The sequence below is a fragment of the Myroides sp. N17-2 genome (assembly GCF_002286775.1).
GTDB lineage: Bacteria > Bacteroidota > Bacteroidia > Flavobacteriales > Flavobacteriaceae > Flavobacterium.
Genome location: NZ_NSGJ01000029.1, coordinates 43,462 through 63,545 on the forward strand (window position 1 = coordinate 43,462; position 20,084 = coordinate 63,545).

The 20,084-nt window shown below is 33.2% G+C and carries 18 protein-coding genes and 1 pseudogene; 5 read left to right on the forward strand and 14 right to left on the reverse strand.

Annotated elements, in window-relative coordinates; genetic code table 11:
* Nucleotides 1–8 precede the first annotated feature (8 nt).
* The 9 genes from CF599_RS12700 to CF599_RS12740 form a co-directional block, all read right to left on the reverse strand.
* Nucleotides 9–473: a GNAT family N-acetyltransferase gene (locus CF599_RS12700; RefSeq protein ID WP_121966395.1), complete on the reverse strand. Its 465-nt coding sequence runs from the start codon at nt 471–473 to the stop codon at nt 9–11.
* On the reverse strand, nt 473–3,070 hold the full coding sequence (locus tag CF599_RS12705) for a tetratricopeptide repeat protein (protein WP_121966396.1): 2,598 nt from the start codon (nt 3,068–3,070) through the stop codon (nt 473–475). The genes CF599_RS12700 and CF599_RS12705 overlap by 1 nt, the downstream gene beginning before the upstream one ends.
* 106 nt (nt 3,071–3,176) lie before the next feature.
* Nucleotides 3,177–3,971 carry an RNA methyltransferase gene (locus CF599_RS12710; protein ID WP_121966409.1) on the reverse strand — a complete coding sequence of 265 codons (795 nt, stop codon included), beginning with the start codon at nt 3,969–3,971 and terminating at the stop codon, nt 3,177–3,179.
* Nucleotides 3,972–3,975: 4 nt separating this feature from the next.
* Nucleotides 3,976–5,310: a DUF58 domain-containing protein gene (locus CF599_RS12715; RefSeq protein WP_121966397.1), complete on the reverse strand. Its 1,335-nt coding sequence runs from the start codon at nt 5,308–5,310 to the stop codon at nt 3,976–3,978.
* 10 nt (nt 5,311–5,320) lie between these two features.
* Nucleotides 5,321–6,319 (reverse strand): MoxR family ATPase, encoded by a 999-nt coding sequence (locus CF599_RS12720; protein ID WP_121966398.1) that lies wholly within the window; start codon nt 6,317–6,319, stop codon nt 5,321–5,323.
* A gap of 9 nt (nt 6,320–6,328) precedes the next feature.
* Nucleotides 6,329–7,534: a hypothetical protein gene (locus CF599_RS12725; protein ID WP_121966399.1), complete on the reverse strand. Its 1,206-nt coding sequence runs from the start codon at nt 7,532–7,534 to the stop codon at nt 6,329–6,331.
* 1 nt (nt 7,535) lies between these two features.
* Nucleotides 7,536–8,333 (reverse strand): DUF4129 domain-containing protein, encoded by a 798-nt coding sequence (locus CF599_RS12730; RefSeq protein WP_254050302.1) that lies wholly within the window; start codon nt 8,331–8,333, stop codon nt 7,536–7,538.
* Entirely contained in the window at nt 8,333–9,253 is a 921-nt protein-coding gene (locus CF599_RS12735; protein ID WP_121966400.1) for a hypothetical protein, read from the reverse strand. Before CF599_RS12735 ends, CF599_RS12730 begins: the two co-directional genes overlap by 1 nt.
* Before the next feature lie 3 nt (nt 9,254–9,256).
* Nucleotides 9,257–10,222, reverse strand: a complete 966-nt coding sequence (locus CF599_RS12740; protein WP_121966401.1) for a stage II sporulation protein M — start codon at nt 10,220–10,222, stop codon at nt 9,257–9,259.
* Nucleotides 10,223–10,240: 18 nt separating this feature from the next.
* Between CF599_RS12740 and CF599_RS12745 the strand changes: the two genes are divergently transcribed.
* From CF599_RS12745 to CF599_RS12755, 3 genes are all read left to right on the forward strand, one after another.
* Nucleotides 10,241–10,978 carry an RDD family protein gene (locus tag CF599_RS12745; protein WP_121966402.1) on the forward strand — a complete coding sequence of 246 codons (738 nt, stop codon included), beginning with the start codon at nt 10,241–10,243 and terminating at the stop codon, nt 10,976–10,978.
* 23 nt (nt 10,979–11,001) lie between these two features.
* Nucleotides 11,002–11,610, forward strand: coding sequence for a trimeric intracellular cation channel family protein (locus CF599_RS12750; RefSeq protein ID WP_121966403.1), 609 nt, complete (start codon nt 11,002–11,004; stop codon nt 11,608–11,610).
* A 908-nt stretch (nt 11,611–12,518) separates the two neighbouring features.
* The gene (locus tag CF599_RS12755) at nt 12,519–13,613 is read left to right on the forward strand and encodes a DUF6266 family protein (protein WP_121966410.1); all 1,095 of its coding nucleotides are present in this window, start codon (nt 12,519–12,521) and stop codon (nt 13,611–13,613) included.
* Nucleotides 13,614–13,650: 37 nt separating this feature from the next.
* Here CF599_RS12755 and CF599_RS12760 read toward each other — a convergent pair whose 3' ends face one another.
* The 5 genes from CF599_RS12760 to CF599_RS12780 all read right to left on the reverse strand — a co-directional run bounded on the left by CF599_RS12760 (nt 13,651) and on the right by CF599_RS12780 (nt 18,165).
* Entirely contained in the window at nt 13,651–15,345 is a 1,695-nt protein-coding gene (locus CF599_RS12760) for a hypothetical protein (protein WP_121966404.1), read from the reverse strand.
* A 412-nt stretch (nt 15,346–15,757) separates the two neighbouring features.
* The gene (locus CF599_RS12765) at nt 15,758–16,282 is read right to left on the reverse strand and encodes a mechanosensitive ion channel domain-containing protein (protein ID WP_121966405.1); all 525 of its coding nucleotides are present in this window, start codon (nt 16,280–16,282) and stop codon (nt 15,758–15,760) included.
* Between the two features lie 5 nt (nt 16,283–16,287).
* On the reverse strand, nt 16,288–16,872 hold the full coding sequence (locus CF599_RS12770; RefSeq protein WP_121966406.1) for a Maf family nucleotide pyrophosphatase: 585 nt from the start codon (nt 16,870–16,872) through the stop codon (nt 16,288–16,290).
* 16 nt (nt 16,873–16,888) lie between these two features.
* Complete coding sequence (locus CF599_RS12775) at nt 16,889–17,416, reverse strand: HAD family hydrolase (protein WP_121966407.1); 528 nt, start codon at nt 17,414–17,416, stop codon at nt 16,889–16,891.
* On the reverse strand, nt 17,416–18,165 hold the full coding sequence (locus CF599_RS12780) for a Rossmann-like and DUF2520 domain-containing protein (RefSeq protein WP_121966411.1): 750 nt from the start codon (nt 18,163–18,165) through the stop codon (nt 17,416–17,418). Before CF599_RS12780 ends, CF599_RS12775 begins: the two co-directional genes overlap by 1 nt.
* 58 nt (nt 18,166–18,223) lie before the next feature.
* On the opposite strand from CF599_RS12780, the gene CF599_RS12785 reads away from it, so the two are divergent.
* On the forward strand, nt 18,224–18,613 hold the full coding sequence (locus CF599_RS12785) for a group III truncated hemoglobin (protein WP_121966408.1): 390 nt from the start codon (nt 18,224–18,226) through the stop codon (nt 18,611–18,613).
* Between the two features lie 825 nt (nt 18,614–19,438).
* Nucleotides 19,439–20,084, forward strand: a pseudogene (locus tag CF599_RS12790) (hypothetical protein); the annotation flags it as partial.

Consider the following 20,084-nt stretch of genomic DNA (forward strand, 5'->3'; position numbering starts at 1 on the left):
CGAATGCATTATATCTTATACCTCATAACAGTATGTACAGGTTCGAAGTGTTCCTTTACATATAAGTCATAAGCACGTTTATTTTGTTCTACAACAAGAAGCTCAATATAATCTACCTGTTTATCTTTTGCCCATTGTTTAACAGCATCGATTAATTGTTTGCCAACACCTTTACTGCGATATTCTGGTTCCACATAAATATCAGCAAAGTTGAGGTATCTATGTTGTACAAAGCATTCATAAGGTAGCGTCTGTTCTATAAACAAAGCAACCATTCCAATTAATATATCTTGATCTACGGCTACTAAGAAGTCCCATTCATCAGATTGTATTGTTTCTTCCAAGAAGTCAATAGCAGGTAAATCTGCTTTGAAATACTCAGGTTGATATTCTTGCATTACTACAAACTGCTTTTGATAAAGTAGTTGTAGTTGAGGTATATCTTCTAATATTGCAGGTCGTATCTGTATCATTATTTAAACCATTTACCTAATAGGTTCTTTAAAAAGCCCTTCTGTTGTAGTTCATCAGGTATATAAATATTATGTTCTTTTGCCATTTCTAAATAGTAAGCTAACTTCTCACTGTCTTTATGAGTTTCATCATAAGCATAAATGTACAATAAATCTGTCACTGCTCGTGTATAGCCTTTTTGTACTGCTTGCTCAAAGTATTCAATCGCTTTGGCAGTATCTTGTTTGACTTCATATCCGAGATTATAACATTTGCCCATTAAGAAAGAGCCTAAATGATCTTCTTCCTTAATGTCCTTTTTGATGTATTTCATTGCTTTTTTGTATTCTCCTAATAAGAAATAGCAATCAGCAATATATTGAGTAACATAGAAGTCCCACACCTTTTCTAATGGCAAGAAGTATTTTAAAGCCTCTTTGTAGTTTGCCTCTACACCCTGTGCCCCCTCATAATAGAGTGCAGCAAGATTCATCTTCGCTTGGTTGTTTCCTCTTTCAGCGCCAAGGATGTAGTACTTTAACCCCTCTTCACTGTTATAAGACACTCCTAAGGCTTCAAAATACATATAACCAATATTGGTGGCTGCGTAATGATTGCCAAGGTTAGAAGCCATCAGAAAGAGTTTCATTGCTTTAGGATAATCGAAGTATTCTTCTTCTGTCAAATGTCTATAAGCTAATTCATTTAGTAGTTCATCATCATTTAACTGTTCTGCAAAGCTTAACAACTGTTCATAGGCGCCTGTGAAGTCGTTCTCTAAATAATAGTCTTTAATTCTACGGATATAGAAAGGTTCTAAACTTAGATAATCACCGATAGACATTAGTTTAGTTTGTTCCATAAAGTAAGGCTTGAACAGTCCTATTTCACCTTCCTGATTATAATGCATACGAGTTGCTAAAGCAATTAATTGCGTATGTGGTAGTACATTTAAAACGTTGTCTTGGTATTGATAGACCTTTTTGTCTTTGTAAACAACTATAACTTGTGGTTCGTAATTTAGAGGATGTAAGGCAATGTAGTTACAATCTTCTATCACAGGTGTGGTTTGTCCAATCGGTGTTATATTCCATAGGTTATTTTTAATTGCATAAGCTTCTTCGCCTAAAACCTTAAGTTCAGTAGCTACTTGCAATGGGATAGCCCATAAGCGATTGATACAATCAAAGACTCCTTTTTTCTTTCCGGAACTAATGTATACCTGTCCGATTTGTAGATTGATATCCATCAAGATGTACTTCTCGATACGCCCTTTCACATAATCAATTAGGTTCTTTTTTAGCTCTATATCATAGATAGTCATCCCTTGATCGGTAATGACCTTAATACATTTATCTGTAAGCCCTTCAGCCATCTTTACATTATCTAAGACAAGTTCTCCCTGTGCATCTATAATCTTTTTGAGCTTTGGACCATTAGCTGAAGGCACTAATAGGCAATTACCTGTCCCAATATCTGAGATATCACTATAATCAAAGTTACCAATAAAGCCGTATTCATTAGAATGCATAATGTTTTTTTCTCCTTGTTTACCACAGAAGTAATGATAATAGTATTCGAATGGAGCAGTAGAGGTGAACGGTATACACTCTTCTCCTTTATAATTAAATACAGCGTATAGATCACCTTGTAGTACATTGTAATAATCGTCTTTTAGCAGCTCTATCTCATCATATATAAAGTCTGTGATATAAGCTTGTTCTGTCAGGTTATACAGCGCATACTTATTATCTTTCTTTAGAGAACAAGTGATAATAGTTTGATAGTCATCAGCCTTATCAGTTTCTCCTTGGAGGTATGTAACGCTTGTGGTACTTACATAATCCCATACAGGATCAAGTATAATGTTTCCTTGTTTATCAATTAAACCGCATTTGTCATTTAGAATGATATATGCCAAGCCACTTTCTTCAAATTCTCCAATGCCTTCATACAAAGGAGGGAGTATTACTTCGCCATGTAGTTTTCTAATACCCCAAAGTTCGTTCTCTTCGAAATGCTCAAAGTCGTAGTTTTTCTCAAATGCTACTTCTAACCAATCCCAACCATAGTTGGCATTATCGTTATTTAAGTATTCTTGAAATGTGCTAAAAGGGAAGAAGTAACTCGCTATATCAGAGTGATTAAACTGTTCTACGCTAGCATTGCTATTTAATAGCTCTTTAAACTCAGCAGCTAATCCTTCAAGAGTAGCCAAGTATTCTTTTGCTAACGTCTTGTGGTTACTTCCCGTCATATTATAAACATCAGAACCATCTAATACTAAGCTATCTCCTTCTAAATTATTGAAGTAGTAAATCTGTTTATTATAGGATTCGAAATAGTTAGGCTGATGTTCTTTAGGAACGAGTATATCTATATTAGATTGAATCCACTGATGAAACTGTTCAAATAAAGGCATAACCTCTTTCATTCTAAAGTATAGAAGATAAGAAGGTTTAAGGCTATAGTCTTTTAATTCTTTGGATTGTACAGGGATGCAGAATAAAGGAAAGAAGAATAAGGGTATCTCGTATTTCCATTCCCCTACGAAGTGATATTCTACTTCTCCTTGTGGTGTTAAATCTATATTTGTAACTATATGTCTATGTCCCATTGTACCTCATAATTTGAACTCAAATATAAACTAAAAAGCCATATTACGAAGTCACTAATTACAGCTATATAAAACAAAAAAGCACCTCTAAAAAAGGTGCTGAATATTACTTGAAATCTCGTTGTCGTTTAGCTTCGAACAGTAGGATAGAAGCCGCTACTGATACGTTCATCGAATCAATCACTCCACTCATCGGGATGATAATATTCTTCGTACTAGCATCTCTCCATTCTTGCGTAAGTCCTGTCGCTTCAGTACCTACCACAAATGCTGTCGCTTCCTTGTAGTCTCTCGTGTGATATCCGGTTGAGTCTTGTAAAGTAGCACAGTAGATGTTGATATTGTGTTTCTTTAAGAAGGCAATAGTATCAGTAGTAGAAGCCATTGCTATTTGATTAGTGAATACACAGCCTACACTTGAGCGCACTACATTAGGATTATATAAATCAGTACGTGGATTCGCGATGATTACAGCATCTATATTAGCTGCATCAGCTGTTCTAAGTATTGCACCTAGGTTACCCGGTTTCTCAGTTGCTTCCGCTACTAGAATGATAGGGTTTTCAGAAAGAGCTAGCTCCTCTAAGGCTAATGTCTTTGCATTAGCGATAGCGATCACACCTTCTGTCGTATCTCTGTAAGCAAGCTTTTGATAGACATCTTTAGAAATCTCTATCAGCTCTGTTTCTTTAGAAATAAAAGGTTTTAACTGTACATCTGTTACGATATCAGCAACGAATAAAAGGGTGTTAAATGTATAACCACCTTTAGTCGCTAATTCTATTTCTCGAAGCCCTTCAATGATAAAAGTACCTGATTGCTTTCTATTTCTAGATTTTTCTTGCAGTTGAACAATACTTTTGATTAGTGCATTTTGGGGGCTGTCTATTTTTTTAATCATCATACTATAAGGTACCTTTAGCTTTGATCTGCAGGTATTTATTAATCGTGTTTAAGGATAAATCTTCTGGCGGAGTTAAGATAGATTGAATACCATATTTGGTCAATTCATTAACTATTAAACGCTTTTCAAAGTTAAATTTTTCTGCGATTACTTTGTCAAAAATATCATCTGTGTTTTTTGCCTTTTTATTTGTCAGCTTAGTAAGCTCTGTATTCTCAAAGAACACAACTAATAAGACATGACTTTTAGCGATAGCTCTAAGGTAAGGCAACTGTCTCTTCAGGCTTGATATAGACTCAAAATTAGTGTATAGAATAATTAAACTGCGATGTGTAATTTTGTGTCGTATATGAGCATATAACTTTCCAAAATCACTCTCCACAAAGTTCGTATTCACTCTATACAATTGCTCCATTATCTTGTGCAATTGACTTATTTTGCTCTCTGCAGGTAGTTGGTTAGTGATATTCTCTGCAAAAGTCATCAACCCTACCTTGTCATTTTTCTTTAGAATAACATTAGATAGCGCTAGTGCAGAGTTAATAGAATAGTCTAGAAGTGATAATCCATTAAAAGGCATTTGCATCACACGACCTCTATCGATAATATTATAGACAGACTCCGTATTCTCATCTTGAAATTGGTTTACCATAAGTTGATTAGACTTCGCAGTAGCTTTCCAATTGATATTGCGCATATCATCACCTAGTACATATTCTTTTATCTGCTCAAACTCTGTGGTATTCCCTATTTTTCTTATCTTCTTCATCCCAAAAGCATACTTGTTTTTAGAGAAGGCGATAAGGTCATATTTCTTCATTTGTATAAACGAAGGGTAGGTCGCTAAAGTAGCTTGATCACAGAAGATATATCTTTTACTTACTAATTTTAGTGGGCTAGAGACATAGATATTAAGCTTTCCGAATACATATTCACCTCTTTCAGTAGGGCGTAGGGTATAGCTAAGTGTCTTCAGTTCTTTTGCTGCAATAGACTTAATTATTTCAAAGTCTCTTCGTTGAAACTGAAAAGGTATCTCATCTATTATTTCGCACTGTACGGCTATGTTATACTTGTTTTCTATAGATATATAGATGTGGTTGTCATCGCTATTAGATAGTTTCTCAGGAAGTATACGCGTAGCCTGTATTTTATCCTTTTTAGTGAATAGAATAGTAATGTCGACAAGTATAGTGGCAAAGAACAATAGGAATAGCCCCCAAACAACCTTATATAGGATTGGAAAAATAAAAGCAAGTATAAACAGAGCTATAATACACCCAAGGGCGATATATACTCGTTTTTGCAGATAAAGTTGTTTGAATAATTTAAACATATTGCGTGTCTTATCTTGGAATATCTATTGATTCTATGATTTGGTTTATAATATCATTAGCTGTTATACCTTCCATCTCTCTCTCAGGAGAAACGATAATACGGTGTTTAAGTACAGGTATAGCTGCTTCTTTAATATCTTCGGGTGTCACGAAATCTCTATTGTTAATCGCCGCAAAACCTTTACTCGCATTCAGTATCGCTATAGATGCACGAGGAGAAGCCCCTAAGTATAATAGCGGGTTAATACGTGTGTCTGCTACGATCTGAGCGATGTATTCGATGACATTTTTCTCTACGATAATCCCTTTGATTAGCTTCTGAAAGCTGATTATCTCTGCAGGAGTAACCACTTTATTGATATTCGCTAGTTTCTTTTGATCTAGTAATTCGTGCTCTCTTTGTACGATAGCGATTTCTTCAGCTAGAGTAGGGTAGTCTATGTTGATCTTAAATAAGAAACGGTCTAGCTGTGCCTCAGGCAGTCTATAAGTACCCTCTTGTTCTATTGGGTTTTGAGTAGCGATTACTAAGAATGGATCTGTCATCGTATACGAATGGCCACCTATCGTTATTTGACGCTCTTCCATTACTTCGAATAAGGCAGCTTGTGTCTTAGCAGGAGCACGGTTAATCTCATCTATCAGAATTAAATTAGAGAAGATAGGTCCTTTTTTAAACTCGAACTCACTCTTTTGCATATTAAAGATAGATGTCCCTAATATATCAGAAGGCATTAAGTCAGGTGTAAACTGTATACGGCTAAAGTCCATATCTATCGTCTGCGCTAGTAATTTAGCAGATAGCGTCTTAGCTACTCCAGGTACACCTTCTAATAAGATGTGTCCATTCGCTAATAGAGATACGATTATTTGGTCAATCGTCTTATCTTGACCTACGATTACCTTTTGTATTTCATTTTTTATAGCAGTTACTTTTTCTTGTAATAGACTTAAGTCTATGCGAGATTCGAAGTGTAAGTTCTCTTCAAGGTTTACTGTATTTTCCATAGTATATTTTTAATCAATGATTTTCTCTGTTAGTTTATTTAATTCTATTAACATCTCTTCTGACGCGTAATTAGGATTAGCTCTAAATGTCTCTACATAGTTGACAAATTTCAGAATGTCTTCTCTGTTTTTCTTTGTTTTTACTTGTAGGCTATCTATAAAGCGCTCATCTAATTTAGTTGTGTCGAGCCAATAGATTCTTCTTATATTCTCTAGTGTATAGATGATATGTTTATTAATCAGATCTTGGTAATCCTTGTTCTGTATGTAAAGATTAGAGACTGTCTTTGTAAATTCAATAGTTGTATTACTTAAAGGCTTAATGATCGGAATCACTCTTTGTTTGCGCTTTGCAGTAAAAAGAATAAACACAAGCATCGTACCTAAGAAGAAATACCACGCCCACTTTAAAGCAGGGTTCTTAAATATAAATCGCAATACAGAAGTAGAGTGATATTCGTCGTCACCAGCTATTCTAGAGACACTGAAGTAGGTCTTCTGATTAGGTAAGTAGGATAGTACTCCTTGTGTATAGATATGATTATTGCTATCTAGCAAGTTATAGTTTGTAAAGACTATAGGTTGAAGACCAAGTATGAGCTGTCCTTTCCCTATTTTTTGACGAATTAAATTAGGATACAGTACACCCTTATATTTTAGATATCCTAAAACTTCTACTTTAGTACGCAATGAATCAGGGATGTCAAAATAAATTGAATTCAGATTCTTTGGTTTAAAAGCATAAGTAGAGATATTCGGATTGGTCAGCGTAATAGAAATTTCCTTATTATCTAATACTTCATCTTCTATACTATAGTATAATGAGGTTGTCTCTATGCCATCAATAAGGCCATCTAAGTTATCTTGAAAGATAAGTGCTGTATTTCCTTTAGAGATGTAAGTATTTAAATTCGCTTTGGCAAAAGAATCTATATAGCCATTACTCATAAATGAGAATAGGTTAGTTCTTTTTTGCAAATCATAATCCTCTTCTCTAAGAAATTCATAGAGATTCTGAGTGAATCTTACCACACTATCATTAGGGAACATCTTATCGAGCTCCTGATCTAATATATAGGCACCAAAAGGTGTCTTTTCTGTTGTGTCATAAGTTTCATTCCAATTAATAGGTGTGACTTTATTAGACTCTATAAAATATACAAAGCCGACAATCACTATAAAAAGGAGTAGTATTTTAGTAGTTGATTTATTCATCTTAGCTTTGTTTTAATAGAGAGTCAAAAGACTTCTTCGCTTGTTTAAACTCCTCTTCACTTATTTCAAACTCACCATACCAGATATTGTTATAGATATATGATAAGTACTTAAAATCTTCTTTAAGTTGAGAATCTTTAATTTCGTTTTGATAATCAGAGTTAGTCTTTTCGATATTCCACACTATTTGCTCTTGCTCTTGCAGGCGCTGTAATAGCCATAGATAGTAGTATCGAACACTTAGGCGATATTGTCTATCTTCTATAGTACCGTGAAGTAGAGAAGGGAAGTCTACTATCTTTAAGTTAAGCTCTATATCATCTACCTTGATTTCTGTTCTCTTTGCTTTCTTTTTGAATAGCCAGTAGACATCCTTTTGGATAACGGCTCTAATGATGTAATATAACATCAGAAATATAACAGCAATAGCGGCTAGGCGAAAGAATATATCTAATCTTGATTTAGTATCATAATCAACGTCAAATTGATTAAAGAAACTTCTCATTTTCTGTTGTAACCAAGCTTTAAAACGCTTCCATAGTGAGTCTTTCTGAGTTTGATCACTATAATCAAACTCAGTATCACTCTTGTATTTCTTTTTATAATCAGTTTTGAATTTGCGCTGAGAGATGTCTCCCTTATCTTCTAAATAAGGTAATACATTGACAACTTTTTCTTTTACAGCTTCATATTCTACATCAGCAGGCTCATCTATAGAGACAGTATCGCGTTGTGCTTGCCCAAAAGAAGGCAACACAATGAAGCTAAATAAAAGTATTTTAAAATATAGTTTGTTCATTAGTTTGATCCGATCGTGTCAATGTCTGTATTAGACTGTACTCCCTCTTTTTGTTCTCTAATACTGTAATATATTAAACCTTGATTAATAATCATAATGTTATTCATTATAAAAGAAACAAGTGAACTTAGTATCATAATAACCGTAAACATTAATCTACCTCCTTCTGTATTTCCTAAATCAAATATGTTTTTTTCAGAGACAAATAATCCTCCATAAAAGAGTAATTGGGAAATAGCATTGATAGCAGTACTGATTATCTGTATAATTAAAAACAGTAGACAGGTATTTCCAACTATCATCCAGAACTTACTTTTAATCATATTAAATGCTACTTGGTAAGAATCAAAGAAACTAGTTCCATTAGTTACATATTCAAAGTAAGCCAAGTAAACCAAAGAAGTGGTTAAAGGAATTAGTATTATAATAAGTGGAATACCTACTAATAAAAATATTAATAATATAGAAAAGAACATGGCTATTATTAATAATGGAGTAATTAATACAAAAGTCCCAATACCAAAAATAAATAATCTTCCTAAGTCTTTTTTAATGGCGTTTTTAATAGGAGTTAAACTTTGATAGTCTTTAGGTATCTCTATCATATGTTTTAAATAGTAGACAGGATATGCTGTTGATATAATACTAACTATAATAGATATAACAACTGCTACTAAAATAATTAAAAACGTCAGTGCAAAGTTGTTTTCTATAAATGAATCTATATTAGTATCTACACTAGACTGAGCAGAACTAAAAATCATATCAAATAAAAAATAAAAACTGACGAACAACAATAGTAATAATGCTCCGCATAATGCAAAGTAATTTTTAAAGTATGCTTTCCCCTCTTCCTTAAAGAAAGCTAGGGTATCATTAATCAAATCACTGAATTCTCTTTTTTTAAATACAATAAACATAGGTTACAATTTTATTAGTTTAGAAAAGACTTTTTTAGGATAGATAAAAAAGTAATATATGATAATGGCAAATGTGCCAAATATTATTAAGTAGTTAAGTACATCAGGCATCTCCTTAGCATAGCGGGTAATAAAACCCTCTATAAAGGCTGCGGTAAGAATGAATGGTACCATTGCTATAAATATTTTAAAGCCATTTCGAAACCCTATAATGAAAGAGTGCTTACGAGAATACGTTTTAGGGAATAAGATGCTTCCTCCTAAGACAAATCCTGCGAAGGCTTCTATGATTATCCCTGTGATCTCAATAGCTCCGTGTAGCCAGATTCCTCTAAAACTATCCATAAAGGCATTTTCTTTTATGAACATATATTGGAATGCTCCGACCATAATACCGTTGTATAATAAATAAACAAGGGTACCTAGACCTGCAAATATTCCATAGACAAAGAACTTTAGCCCAACGAATAAGTTGTTCATCGCTATGCCTATAAAACTTCCCCAGTTACTTCCAGACTTATAGATGCCCATAGCATCGTCATTCTTTATGTTTTCTAAGGTAAGATTGACATAGTGATCACCTAGTATAAGACGTATAAACTCTAAATCATAGTGAGCAGAGACAAATCCGATACCGACTAGAATGACAAATAGCAGAACTGAGAAATAAAGGTAGTTTTTATATTCATAAACGATAAGAGGAACTTCTGTTTTAAAAAAATGTACAATTCTATTTTCCTCAATTCGCTTAGTTTTATAAATTTTTTGATAAGTTTGTGCCGCTAAAATATTAAGATATTGTGTAACTTTACTTTTGGGATAATAAGTCTGCGCATACGATAAGTCATTCATTATCTGAATGTACATATCAGCAAGATAATCAGGTTTATGGAAAGAAGTAGAATATAAAGTTTGTTCAAATTCATTCCATTTTTCTTTATTATATTTGATAAAAGCGACTTCTCTCATTTAAAAGTATGTAATTTTATGGCTAATTTAACAATAAATACAACACAAAATATCAAAATAGAATTTAAAACTGCATCTCTTGGAGAAAGAATGCTTGCTTCTATTCTAGATGTTATTTTTAAAGGTCTATACTTGATTTTAGCGTTTTACATGGTAGATAGGAGTGGTGTGATGAGAGCGCTAGACGATGAATGGTCTAAAATGGCATTAGCTGTTATAGTTGCTTTTCCGGCTTTATTTTATTCTTTGTTTTTTGAAGTAACTCTTCAAGGAGCTACTCCAGGTAAGAAAATTATGAAGATTAAAGTGATTAAAATAGATGGTTATGAAGCTACGTTAATTGACTTTGCTACTAGATGGGTGATGAGGTTAGTAGATTTTTGGATAGCCTCAGCGGCAGCAGGATTGATCACTATAGTTTGTACAGATAAGAGTCAGCGTTTAGGTGATATCGTAGCAGGTACGGCTGTCATATCAGTAAAAGAGAGAATGTTATTATCAGCTACTATTTTTCAGGAAGTAGAGCAGGAGTATACACCCTTATTCTCTCAAGTATTAAGTTTAACAGATAAAGATGTTTATATTATAAAAGATGCTTTAACCCAATTTAGAGCAACAAGAGACCAGGCACTACTACAGAAATTAGTAGATAAACTTAAAAGTGTTATGGGGATAGGAGATCTTAAGTCTCTATCCAATCAAGAATTTATAGAGACTGTTCTCAAAGATTACAATTATTTAACAGCTAAGATTTAGCAGATTTTTTTTATTATTATTTAATGTTTACTTTTTTCGATATTTTAGATTTGCTCGGAACACTAGCTTTTGCTATTTCCGGAGCACTAGCGGGGCGTGAAAGACGGTTAGATTTATTTGGGATGACTATCCTTGCATTTGCCACAGCTATTGGCGGTGGTACTATTAGAGATATGATGATCGGATGGACACCAGTAACTTGGGTGACTGATCTTAACTATTTTTACGTAACAATGCTTGGGGTATTAATGGCTATTGTTTTTTATAGAAAGTTTAATTTCCTGCGCTATTCTTTGTTTTTATTTGATACCATTGGTATAGCGGTGTTTACTTTGATCGGTATTGAGAAAGGGATGACAGTAGGATTACACCCGATTATCTGTGTGACTCTAGGAACTATTACTGCTTGTTTCGGTGGAGTGATTCGCGATATTCTAGCGAATAAAATTCCACTTATTTTTAAGCAAGAGATATATGCTACCGCTTGTATATTAGGTGGATTAGTATACTATCTTTTGAACTATTTCGATCTAGGCAAAGATATTATGTATATCGGTACGGCGGGGATTATCATTGTCGTTAGAGTATTAGCAGTGAAGTATAAGTGGAGTCTTCCATTCGCTAATGTATAACAGTATCTAGACAGGTATAGGTTTGTCTACTTTATATTACCAAATACACAAAAGGTGTTCAACATATAATGTTGAACACCTTTTGTGTTATATATAGCACCTTGTTACTTGTTGTTATTAACGAGTAGCATCTTGAGTGATTAGAATAGTGTATCTTATGTATAGGTCACTTTAATCTCTTCAAATGAAGTTGCATTTTTTTTAGTTTCCCTTTCCTAATCTGACAAAAAACTACTTTCAGTTATCTCTAATTGAGCACTTTTTTTAGCCTTCCCCTTTCACAAGGCTTCTAAGATAGCCTGTTTTTCATTTTATGTACATTTTTTAAAATTGATTATTAAGTTAATCTGTTGATAATTAATTGTTTGTTGTGTTTTTTGTAAAAATGATAATTATCTCTAACGTGCTTTAATCCTAGTGAAACTGTGCAGTAATCCTGCATTATAGGACATTAATCGGAAAGTGGTAGGTGAGTAGCAGGGCTGAGAGAATTTTGCCCGTGTATGCTCTTGTTGATTATCTTGAACTTACTTTTAAGGGGATGTCAAGGATTATATGCAAGAGAATCAGCATTTGGATAAAATCAAACGTAATTTGCTGAAATGATACAGTTTTTTTTGTAAATAATTTCAGTTGGATTGACAGCTGATTGATACCAAGCTAGAGTAGGAGTGGGATTAACAGGTGATAAACTTTTTTTGATCTATATGTATTTGGTATTCTGATTTTTATATATTACAAGCGCTGCGCTTCAATTAAGAATTAGGAATTAATAATTAAGAATGTTTGGCTTCGCCATAAGGTGAATTTATGTGTCACACAGATTGCAAATTTACATGAGCGAAGACATGTATTTTCGAGTAACGCAACGAAAAAACAACATCACAACTAACCAAAAAACACAAATTATGGCAGAAATTAAACAAGGGATATTAGGTGCAACAAGAGGAAAAATAGGACCAGTAGTAGGATATATATGGAGAGGGAAAAATTGGCTTCGTTCTAAACCTAGCAAATCAAGGAAAAAAGCAACCGCAAAGCAGTTGCTTCAGTGGGATAAGATGAGTCTAGTATCTACTTATGCGAGTAAGTTTAGGGACTTTGTCAATGCGCATTGCCCTACGGCTAAAGTAGGCGAGAAATGGATGATCGGCAAAGAGCAACTGATCTCAAGGATGATGAAACAGGGTATCACAATGATCGATGGGTTACAGCATATCGCAGTAGAGCAAACGATCTTGTCCATTGGAAACCTTGCGCCTGCTGTGATTAGAAAGATTAATATCATGAAAACGGGCAAATTTAAAGTACAATGGGATAATAGCTTGGTCAATGCGATGACGCTAGATACAGATTCACTGACGATGATGCTGTATAACGAGAGCTTAGATAAGTTCGTGGCTATACACAATGTGGGAAACCGCGTAGATAAGTACGCACATTTTAGTGTCCCTACAGAGTGGAAAAGTGGGAAGGTATACTTTTGGAGTATGTGGAAGGCTGCTGACGGGAGTATGCATAGCACAAGTTGCTTTCATGGGATGATAGAGCTTATCGAGGAACAGGAAATAAGAAAAGGGGAGCAGGAATCAGGGAACGGGAAACTGGAATCAGGGAAACATAAAACAGAGAATGGGAAAAAGGTAGCAGGGAACGTGAATCAGGAAATGGGAAATACAAAACAAGAAATAACAGATGTTTTGCCTCTAGAACAAGTACAAAGAATAGCGTTAAAACAGTGCCTAGAAGAGGTAGCTTCCACTACCAATGTAGAAATAGTTAACGAATCTGTTGAGTCTGCTATTAAAGAAAAAGAACTGAAGAAATGGACACCACCGGGGTATACACGCCGAGTAAAAAAGCGAATATTAAAAGGGAATGTTGAGATAGATAATAGCACTGATAACAGCAAGAAACAGACTTCTTCTAAGCCTAGTGGAATGATTGAAGGTGCGCGTTCTATCTTAGATGTACCAGATATTAGAATGGAGCAGAAAGAATAAACAGAATGGGCAGATTGTTGTCTTACTAGTATAAGGTCTAATTGTGCATAGTTGGAAGACTATTACGCAGTTGGCAATATATATTGGTTAGGACTGTAAATACAATCGTTAAGATAATGGTTAGTATTAGGCCTATCGAATTAAACCATAAATAATGTATGCTAGTATAGAAGTATAATCCTAGTACTAGTATCTGTGCGATAATAATACTAGCGTAAAATGCTGTATTATTACTCTTTCCATAAATGGAGATAAGTACTATAGCTAGCAGAGTACCTGAAAATAAAGAAGCATACGTCCATAGGATTTGTATCAAATTAAGGAATACAGGGATATTATAAGTGATTATAAAAGTAGTCACTATAATGAGCATGCTGACGATATTGTGTGATATAGATGATGACTTTATGTTAGCATTTCTATCTTTATACTGCGGTAATATATGTGTTATATTTTTAGTTATCCAATTGGTCTCTTTCAATGCTATTGAGATTAGTGATATCAAGAATATAGCGATAATAAAGCCTGCTAATCCATCTGGTACGTAGAAGTTAATGAAGTGCAATAGTATAAAGTCAGAATCGTTTACTTCTACATTGTCATTTGCTTTTTTAATTAGTTTTTTAGCATCTTGCTGTAGTTTGTTTGCATTCTCAGTTAGACTAAGTATTTGGTCTTTTAGTACTTGATTGCTATAGTTTTGGTAGATTTGCCCACTATATAATAAGCTAGCCTCTTTCTTTTGAGAGAGTATTTTATGGTATTCTTGTTTTATTTGATTGTATTGATCAGCATATTCAGACTGTTTGACAGTGTGTACATTATTAGGGTTATAATGTAATGGAGCATCGTTAAACTGATAGAATGTAAAAAGTATACACCCTGTCAATAATATCAATGCTTGAAAGGGAACGCTAAGCAAACCGTATAGTATTAATCCATCTTTTGTTTTATAAGAATATTTGCTCTGTCTATATATCTGTAAGGTTTTAGTATCTATAGCTAATATAGAGGCAAAAAGAATAGTACCATTAATTAGGCATTTAGTAAGGTCAAACTTGTCTTTTTCGGCTAATGAATTATCTACAACAGTTAGTTTATCAAACGATGCAGTGAAACTAAGTGTATCGTCTAAGTACATACCCGTAGGTAGTTTATATATTATGCAAATAAAAATAATGACAATTATGATTGTACAGTAGAGTAATTGATTTTGCTTTGGAAATAGATATCCTTTGTTTCTAAAAATGAAGTTGAGTAATATAAAACCTATGCAGATTAGTATTAGTAATATTTTAAAATCTACTTTGACTAAAATGGAAAGGATCATTGCTATGGCATAGAAACTTATAGTAAGAATAAGAATCCTCAGTATAAGATAAATGACTACTGTTAAGTGGTAGATTTTAGTGTTTGATTTGTTTTTAATGTATTCGAAGGCATTTTTTGTTTTTGCTATCTTGAATTTAGGAATGATTAAAAAGATAGTGAATACTACAGCTAGTGGTATTCCTAAGTATAGTTGTAAGAAAGTCATTCCTTGTGAGTATGCTTGACCAGGCAGTGATATAAATGCATAGGCAAATGACTGTACAGCGATAAGTTTAATACCGTAGTTAAGTGTTGACTTTTCGTAAATAGAATAAGTACTTACTTTCTGTAATTTGAATTGCTTTATAGCAAGTATAGTTACAAGTACAATTATAAATATGCTCCAATCGATTAAATTCATTCCCTCTTGATTTAAGGTGTGCCTATCTGTACTATTTTAAGTTAGATGGATAGTAATACACTTTATGTTATAATAAAATACTAAAGCATAAGTTATCAGATGCTGAGTATTTGGTTGAGGTTAAATAGTAAATGAAGTTCTTAGATGTGGTTTATATAGTAGTTAACACTGTTTCGCTATAAAAGCTATGCATGCTTTAGGTATAAAAAATAAGGCTAGTAAAACCTGCTTAGAGGTAACTAGCCTTACATTACTACCATTTGACTATTTAAACCATAATGATAGTTACAAATTCTGTGCCATTATTAAGAGGTTGTTTAAATTTTGTACATTATAATTAGTTTACGCTCTTTTAGAATTTCAATAATTATCTAAAAAAAAATAATAAACTTGAGTACAACTTTATGACCTCTTAAATAGTAGGGTGATTATTGTCGTCTTTTTTGTCTACTATTACAATACCTTTTTGTAGTAGTAAACTATTTGGATAAGATATCTTTTCGTTATCTATGGTTAATAATATCGTACAGAAAGCTTTAATATCTAATATCTGTGCTTCTATAGGGAAGTCCTTATCTTGTATTCTTATTGTATCACCTATTCTAAAAGGGAATGAGAAGAATAATAATATACCCGCAGTGATATTACTTAATAATGACCACTGTGCGAACATCGCTACTCCTATTACTGTGAATACAGAAGTAAGCGTAAGCATAAAATTCTCTGGTTGAACTCCCCAAATCGTCAGTATAATTATTAAGAATATAACAGATAATAGCGTGTTAAATAATCTGATAATTAGAAGTACACGACTGTCTTTGCGTTGTGCTTTAGTCGAAAACGAGCGTATAATATAAGCAAGTATTTTGCGAAATGGCACATAGGCAACTAAAGTAATCGCTGTAGCTATAATCTCTGTATAATATTGTGCAAACATGTATTTTATTTAATGAATTGTAATAGTTCATCCACTAATTCTTTCGTAGGTAATCCTACTATATTAGTATATGAGCCATCTATTTTATTTATGCCTACTAAACCTATCCATTCTTGGATACCATAAGCACCTGCTTTATCATAAGGTTTATAGTTATCAATGTAGTAATATAGTGCTTCATCTGATAAATCAGAGAAACCAACTTTAGTTAGACAGTGAAATAATTTTGTCTTGTCTTTACTCTTTAAGCAAACTGAAGTTACCACATCATGCTCATGGCCACAAAGGCTTTTAAGCATTTGATAAGCTTCCTCTCTGCTCTCTGGTTTTCCTAGAGACTCATTGTTATTCCATACTGTCGTATCACTTGTGATAATAATCTCATTATCATGCTCAAGTGCTATAGCATCAGCCTTAGCCTTAGCGATAAAGTCAGTAATCTGTTCTCTGATCAGTTCATTAGGATAAGACTCATCTATATCAGAAGCTCTAACGGTGAAGTCTATCCCTAAGTCAGTCATATACTGCTTACGACGAGGAGAGTTAGAGCCTAAGACTATCTTGTATTCTCTTAATAAGTTATTTAGCATATCTTAGTGGTAAAGTTTAGTCAAACTTAGCGTTAAAGTGTTGGAACCATTTCTCTTGCGTCTTTAATACTTGCTCAATGACATCTCTTACAGCACCTCTTCCACCATTCACATGAGAGATATACTTCGATATTCTTTTGATCTCAGGAACAGCATCTTGTGGACAAGTAGGCAAGGCTACTTCATGCATAATATGATAATCAGGAATATCATCTCCCATATATAATACTGTATCAGGTGAGATATTATTAGCGGCGATATATTCGTTAAATACTTTTACTTTATCAGATACACCTAAGTGGATGTCTTTAATACCTAAATTACTAAATCTAGTGCGTACACCATCGTTACTACCACCAGAGATAATGCATACATTATATCCTAATTCTACAGCAGCTTTCATCGCATATCCATCTCTAATAAACATATCTCTTAGCAAGCTACCATCTTGGGCTACATGAACAGTTCCATCAGTTAGTACACCATCTACATCAAAGATAAAAGTAGTGATGTCATTCATTATTTCTTTAAAATGTTTAGACATTAGTTGTTTTGTATTGAATTAGTTATAAGTTGATAAATTTCTTTTTTGTTTGGATCAGTTAATGCTTCTAAATGGCGCTGTATCGTACTCTGATCATTACGTGCTGCAGGTCCAGTCTGAGCTTCTTTAGGTGATAATACTTGGATTTTATTAGCTGTCTCAAGTATTAGCGGCTTAAGAATATCAAAAGGCACCATATTCTCTTTACAGATCTCTTCACCTATAGTATAAAGATGATTAGTAAAATTGTTTACAAATACAGCAGCTAAGTGTATTGATTGTCTCTGATCAGTAGAGATTTTGTATACACGCTCAGAGAATGAAAGAGCTAGTTTTTCTAATAATTCAAAGTCATCAGGGTTATTAGCTTCAATACAATAAGGTATTAAGCTAAAGTCTACCTCTTTATCTAAAGAGAAAGTTTGCAACATATAGAATACACCTTTTCTATCAGTATTTGCTATAGCCTCCATTGGTTTAGTTCCTGAGGTATGCACAATAAAGGCATTTTTGATTGGAATAGATGCTGATACTTCTTCAATGGCATCATCACTTACAGCAATGATAAAAATATCTGCAGGTAATAGATCATTGATATCCGAAATTATTTGATTGTGAGCGACTAAGTCCTTAACTTTGTTAGGAGTTCGCGCATACACCTGTTGCAGTTTGATATTGTCTTGTTCTAAGAACTTTAGTATCAAATGGTGAGCAACTTTGCCAGAACCTAAAATAGAGATTGTAATCATAGCAGTAAAGTTTAGCATTTAATTGTAAACTGATATTGTGTAAAATTAATGATTTGTAATGAGAAAAGATATAGAAAATCTAGAAGATATTAAAGTACTCGTAGATACGTTTTATGGACGAGTGCAGCAAAACGAGTTTATCGGACCTATATTTGAAAGTAAACTTGCAGGGCGCTGGCCAGAGCATTTGGAGAAGATGTATGCTTTTTGGGAGACTATCTTATTAGAAGAGTATACGTATAGAGGTAAGCCATTTCCTCCCCATGCACAATTACCTGTAGAAAGTGAACACTTCGAAGAATGGAAGAAAGTATTTAATGCTACAGTAGATGAACTGTATGAAGGAAAGAGAGCGGAAGAAGCGAAGTGGCGTGGAGAACGTATGGCAGCGATGTTCTTAAGCAAGATTCAATACTTCAGAGAAGCAAATATGAAACCATTAGAGTAATGACTGTGTAGTTAGATTACTCAACTTTATCGTAAATAATATTGTGAAGAGGGCATCCTAGGTAGGGTGCCCTCTTTTTTATGGGTTAATTCTTTTATTGCATTCTAGGGATTTATATAAATTCATTGCAAAATGAGTGTTTTTTATTCTTCTAATTATTTTTAGTTATAAAATATACGTGGATTATAATCTTTAGCTCTTTTTATTTTTAGTTCATTATGTGAATTTTAGTAATATATACTTCTTTTAAGTTACTCTGTATGGTTAAGTAAAAGTTAACTAGTTATGTGAATATTTAAGTTAAAAAAAAGTTGGCACGGTACTTGCAAGTGTGTATATAGAACAGAGATTTTTAACTGTTAATTCAGTATTTTTCATTTATCAGTATTAATAAGTTTGTTTTATTGATATATTGATTATTTTAATATCTTTTTTTGCTCAAAAAGATGATTAAAATGTAAAAAGTGCAGAGTATGCAGGAAAAGTAGGTGAGCGCAGTATCGAAAGTGTTATTCTTTAATAATTCAAATAAAACCACAAAATGTAGTTTTTGGAATAATTCAAATAATGACATTTTGCTAAAATCACGAAACGTAGTTATTAAATGTATTTGCTATTTGTTATTGTGTTTTTAGTGATTTTACTACTGCTGTTTTTAGTTGATTTAAAATGTTAATCAGATGTGATAATTTTTATATTTATTAAATTTTATTCACAAAACACTTTAAATTAATGGATATTGTTATTGTTTTTTAATATACTTTATATTTGTATTAGCAATTAAGTAATAGAAAAGACTTGGTTAAATGAATAAAAAAGAAAATTATGATTAAGAAAATTATTCCATTAGCAGCACTTTTTTTTGGAGGATATGTATCAGCTCAGGTAGGTGTAGGTGTTAAAAAACCTTCAGAAGCTACTATGCTTGATGTGTCAGCTAAAGATAAAGGAGTATTGCTTCCTAGAGTTACTTTAATTAGTGATACAGACACCGTTACAATAAAGGGGCAACATATAGAAAGTTTATTAGTATATAATTTAGGATCTGCTAACATGAAGGCAGGTTTCTATTATTGGTATCAAAATAAATGGACAGCATTAATGTCAGGTGCTACATATACTGATACAACTAATAAAACATTTACTATTAGTGATGACAAAGAAAGATTAGTTATTACAGATAGCCAAAACAATACGGTGTCATTAGCAATTAAAGAGATTGCTAATAACAGTGTGTTTGTAACAAACTTAACGGAGAACAAAGAGTTCATCACTAAGTTAGGAGACAATATTGAGTTCGTAGAACATATCACTAATAACAATGAGTTCGTAGAGAACATCATCAACAAGTTAGAGGGTAAATACGGAAACGTAGGATATGATGTAGCTAAGAAAGAATTCTTCTATATCGATGCGACAGGACAGGTACAACCAATTGCTTGGTCAGATTTAGATACCGTAAATATATCGT

Coding starts and splice junctions, on each gene's coding strand:
- CF599_RS12735 (WP_121966400.1), bottom strand. CDS start 9,253: ATGTTTATTGTATTTAAAAAAAGAGAATTCAGTGATTTGATTAATGAT.
- CF599_RS12765 (WP_121966405.1), bottom strand. CDS start 16,282: ATGTTTGCACAATATTATACAGAGATTATAGCTACAGCGATTACTTTA.
- CF599_RS12750 (WP_121966403.1), top strand. CDS start 11,002: ATGTTTACTTTTTTCGATATTTTAGATTTGCTCGGAACACTAGCTTTT.
- CF599_RS12755 (WP_121966410.1), top strand. CDS start 12,519: ATGGCAGAAATTAAACAAGGGATATTAGGTGCAACAAGAGGAAAAATA.
- CF599_RS12745 (WP_121966402.1), top strand. CDS start 10,241: ATGGCTAATTTAACAATAAATACAACACAAAATATCAAAATAGAATTT.
- CF599_RS12760 (WP_121966404.1), bottom strand. CDS start 15,345: ATGAATTTAATCGATTGGAGCATATTTATAATTGTACTTGTAACTATA.
- CF599_RS12705 (WP_121966396.1), bottom strand. CDS start 3,070: ATGGGACATAGACATATAGTTACAAATATAGATTTAACACCACAAGGA.
- CF599_RS12700 (WP_121966395.1), bottom strand. CDS start 473: ATGATACAGATACGACCTGCAATATTAGAAGATATACCTCAACTACAA.
- CF599_RS12715 (WP_121966397.1), bottom strand. CDS start 5,310: ATGTTTAAATTATTCAAACAACTTTATCTGCAAAAACGAGTATATATC.
- CF599_RS12730 (WP_254050302.1), bottom strand. CDS start 8,333: ATGAACAAACTATATTTTAAAATACTTTTATTTAGCTTCATTGTGTTG.
- CF599_RS12725 (WP_121966399.1), bottom strand. CDS start 7,534: ATGAATAAATCAACTACTAAAATACTACTCCTTTTTATAGTGATTGTC.
- CF599_RS12740 (WP_121966401.1), bottom strand. CDS start 10,222: ATGAGAGAAGTCGCTTTTATCAAATATAATAAAGAAAAATGGAATGAA.
- CF599_RS12780 (WP_121966411.1), bottom strand. CDS start 18,165: ATGATTACAATCTCTATTTTAGGTTCTGGCAAAGTTGCTCACCATTTG.
- CF599_RS12770 (WP_121966406.1), bottom strand. CDS start 16,872: ATGCTAAATAACTTATTAAGAGAATACAAGATAGTCTTAGGCTCTAAC.
- CF599_RS12710 (WP_121966409.1), bottom strand. CDS start 3,971: ATGATTAAAAAAATAGACAGCCCCCAAAATGCACTAATCAAAAGTATT.
- CF599_RS12785 (WP_121966408.1), top strand. CDS start 18,224: ATGAGAAAAGATATAGAAAATCTAGAAGATATTAAAGTACTCGTAGAT.
- CF599_RS12775 (WP_121966407.1), bottom strand. CDS start 17,416: ATGTCTAAACATTTTAAAGAAATAATGAATGACATCACTACTTTTATC.
- CF599_RS12720 (WP_121966398.1), bottom strand. CDS start 6,319: ATGGAAAATACAGTAAACCTTGAAGAGAACTTACACTTCGAATCTCGC.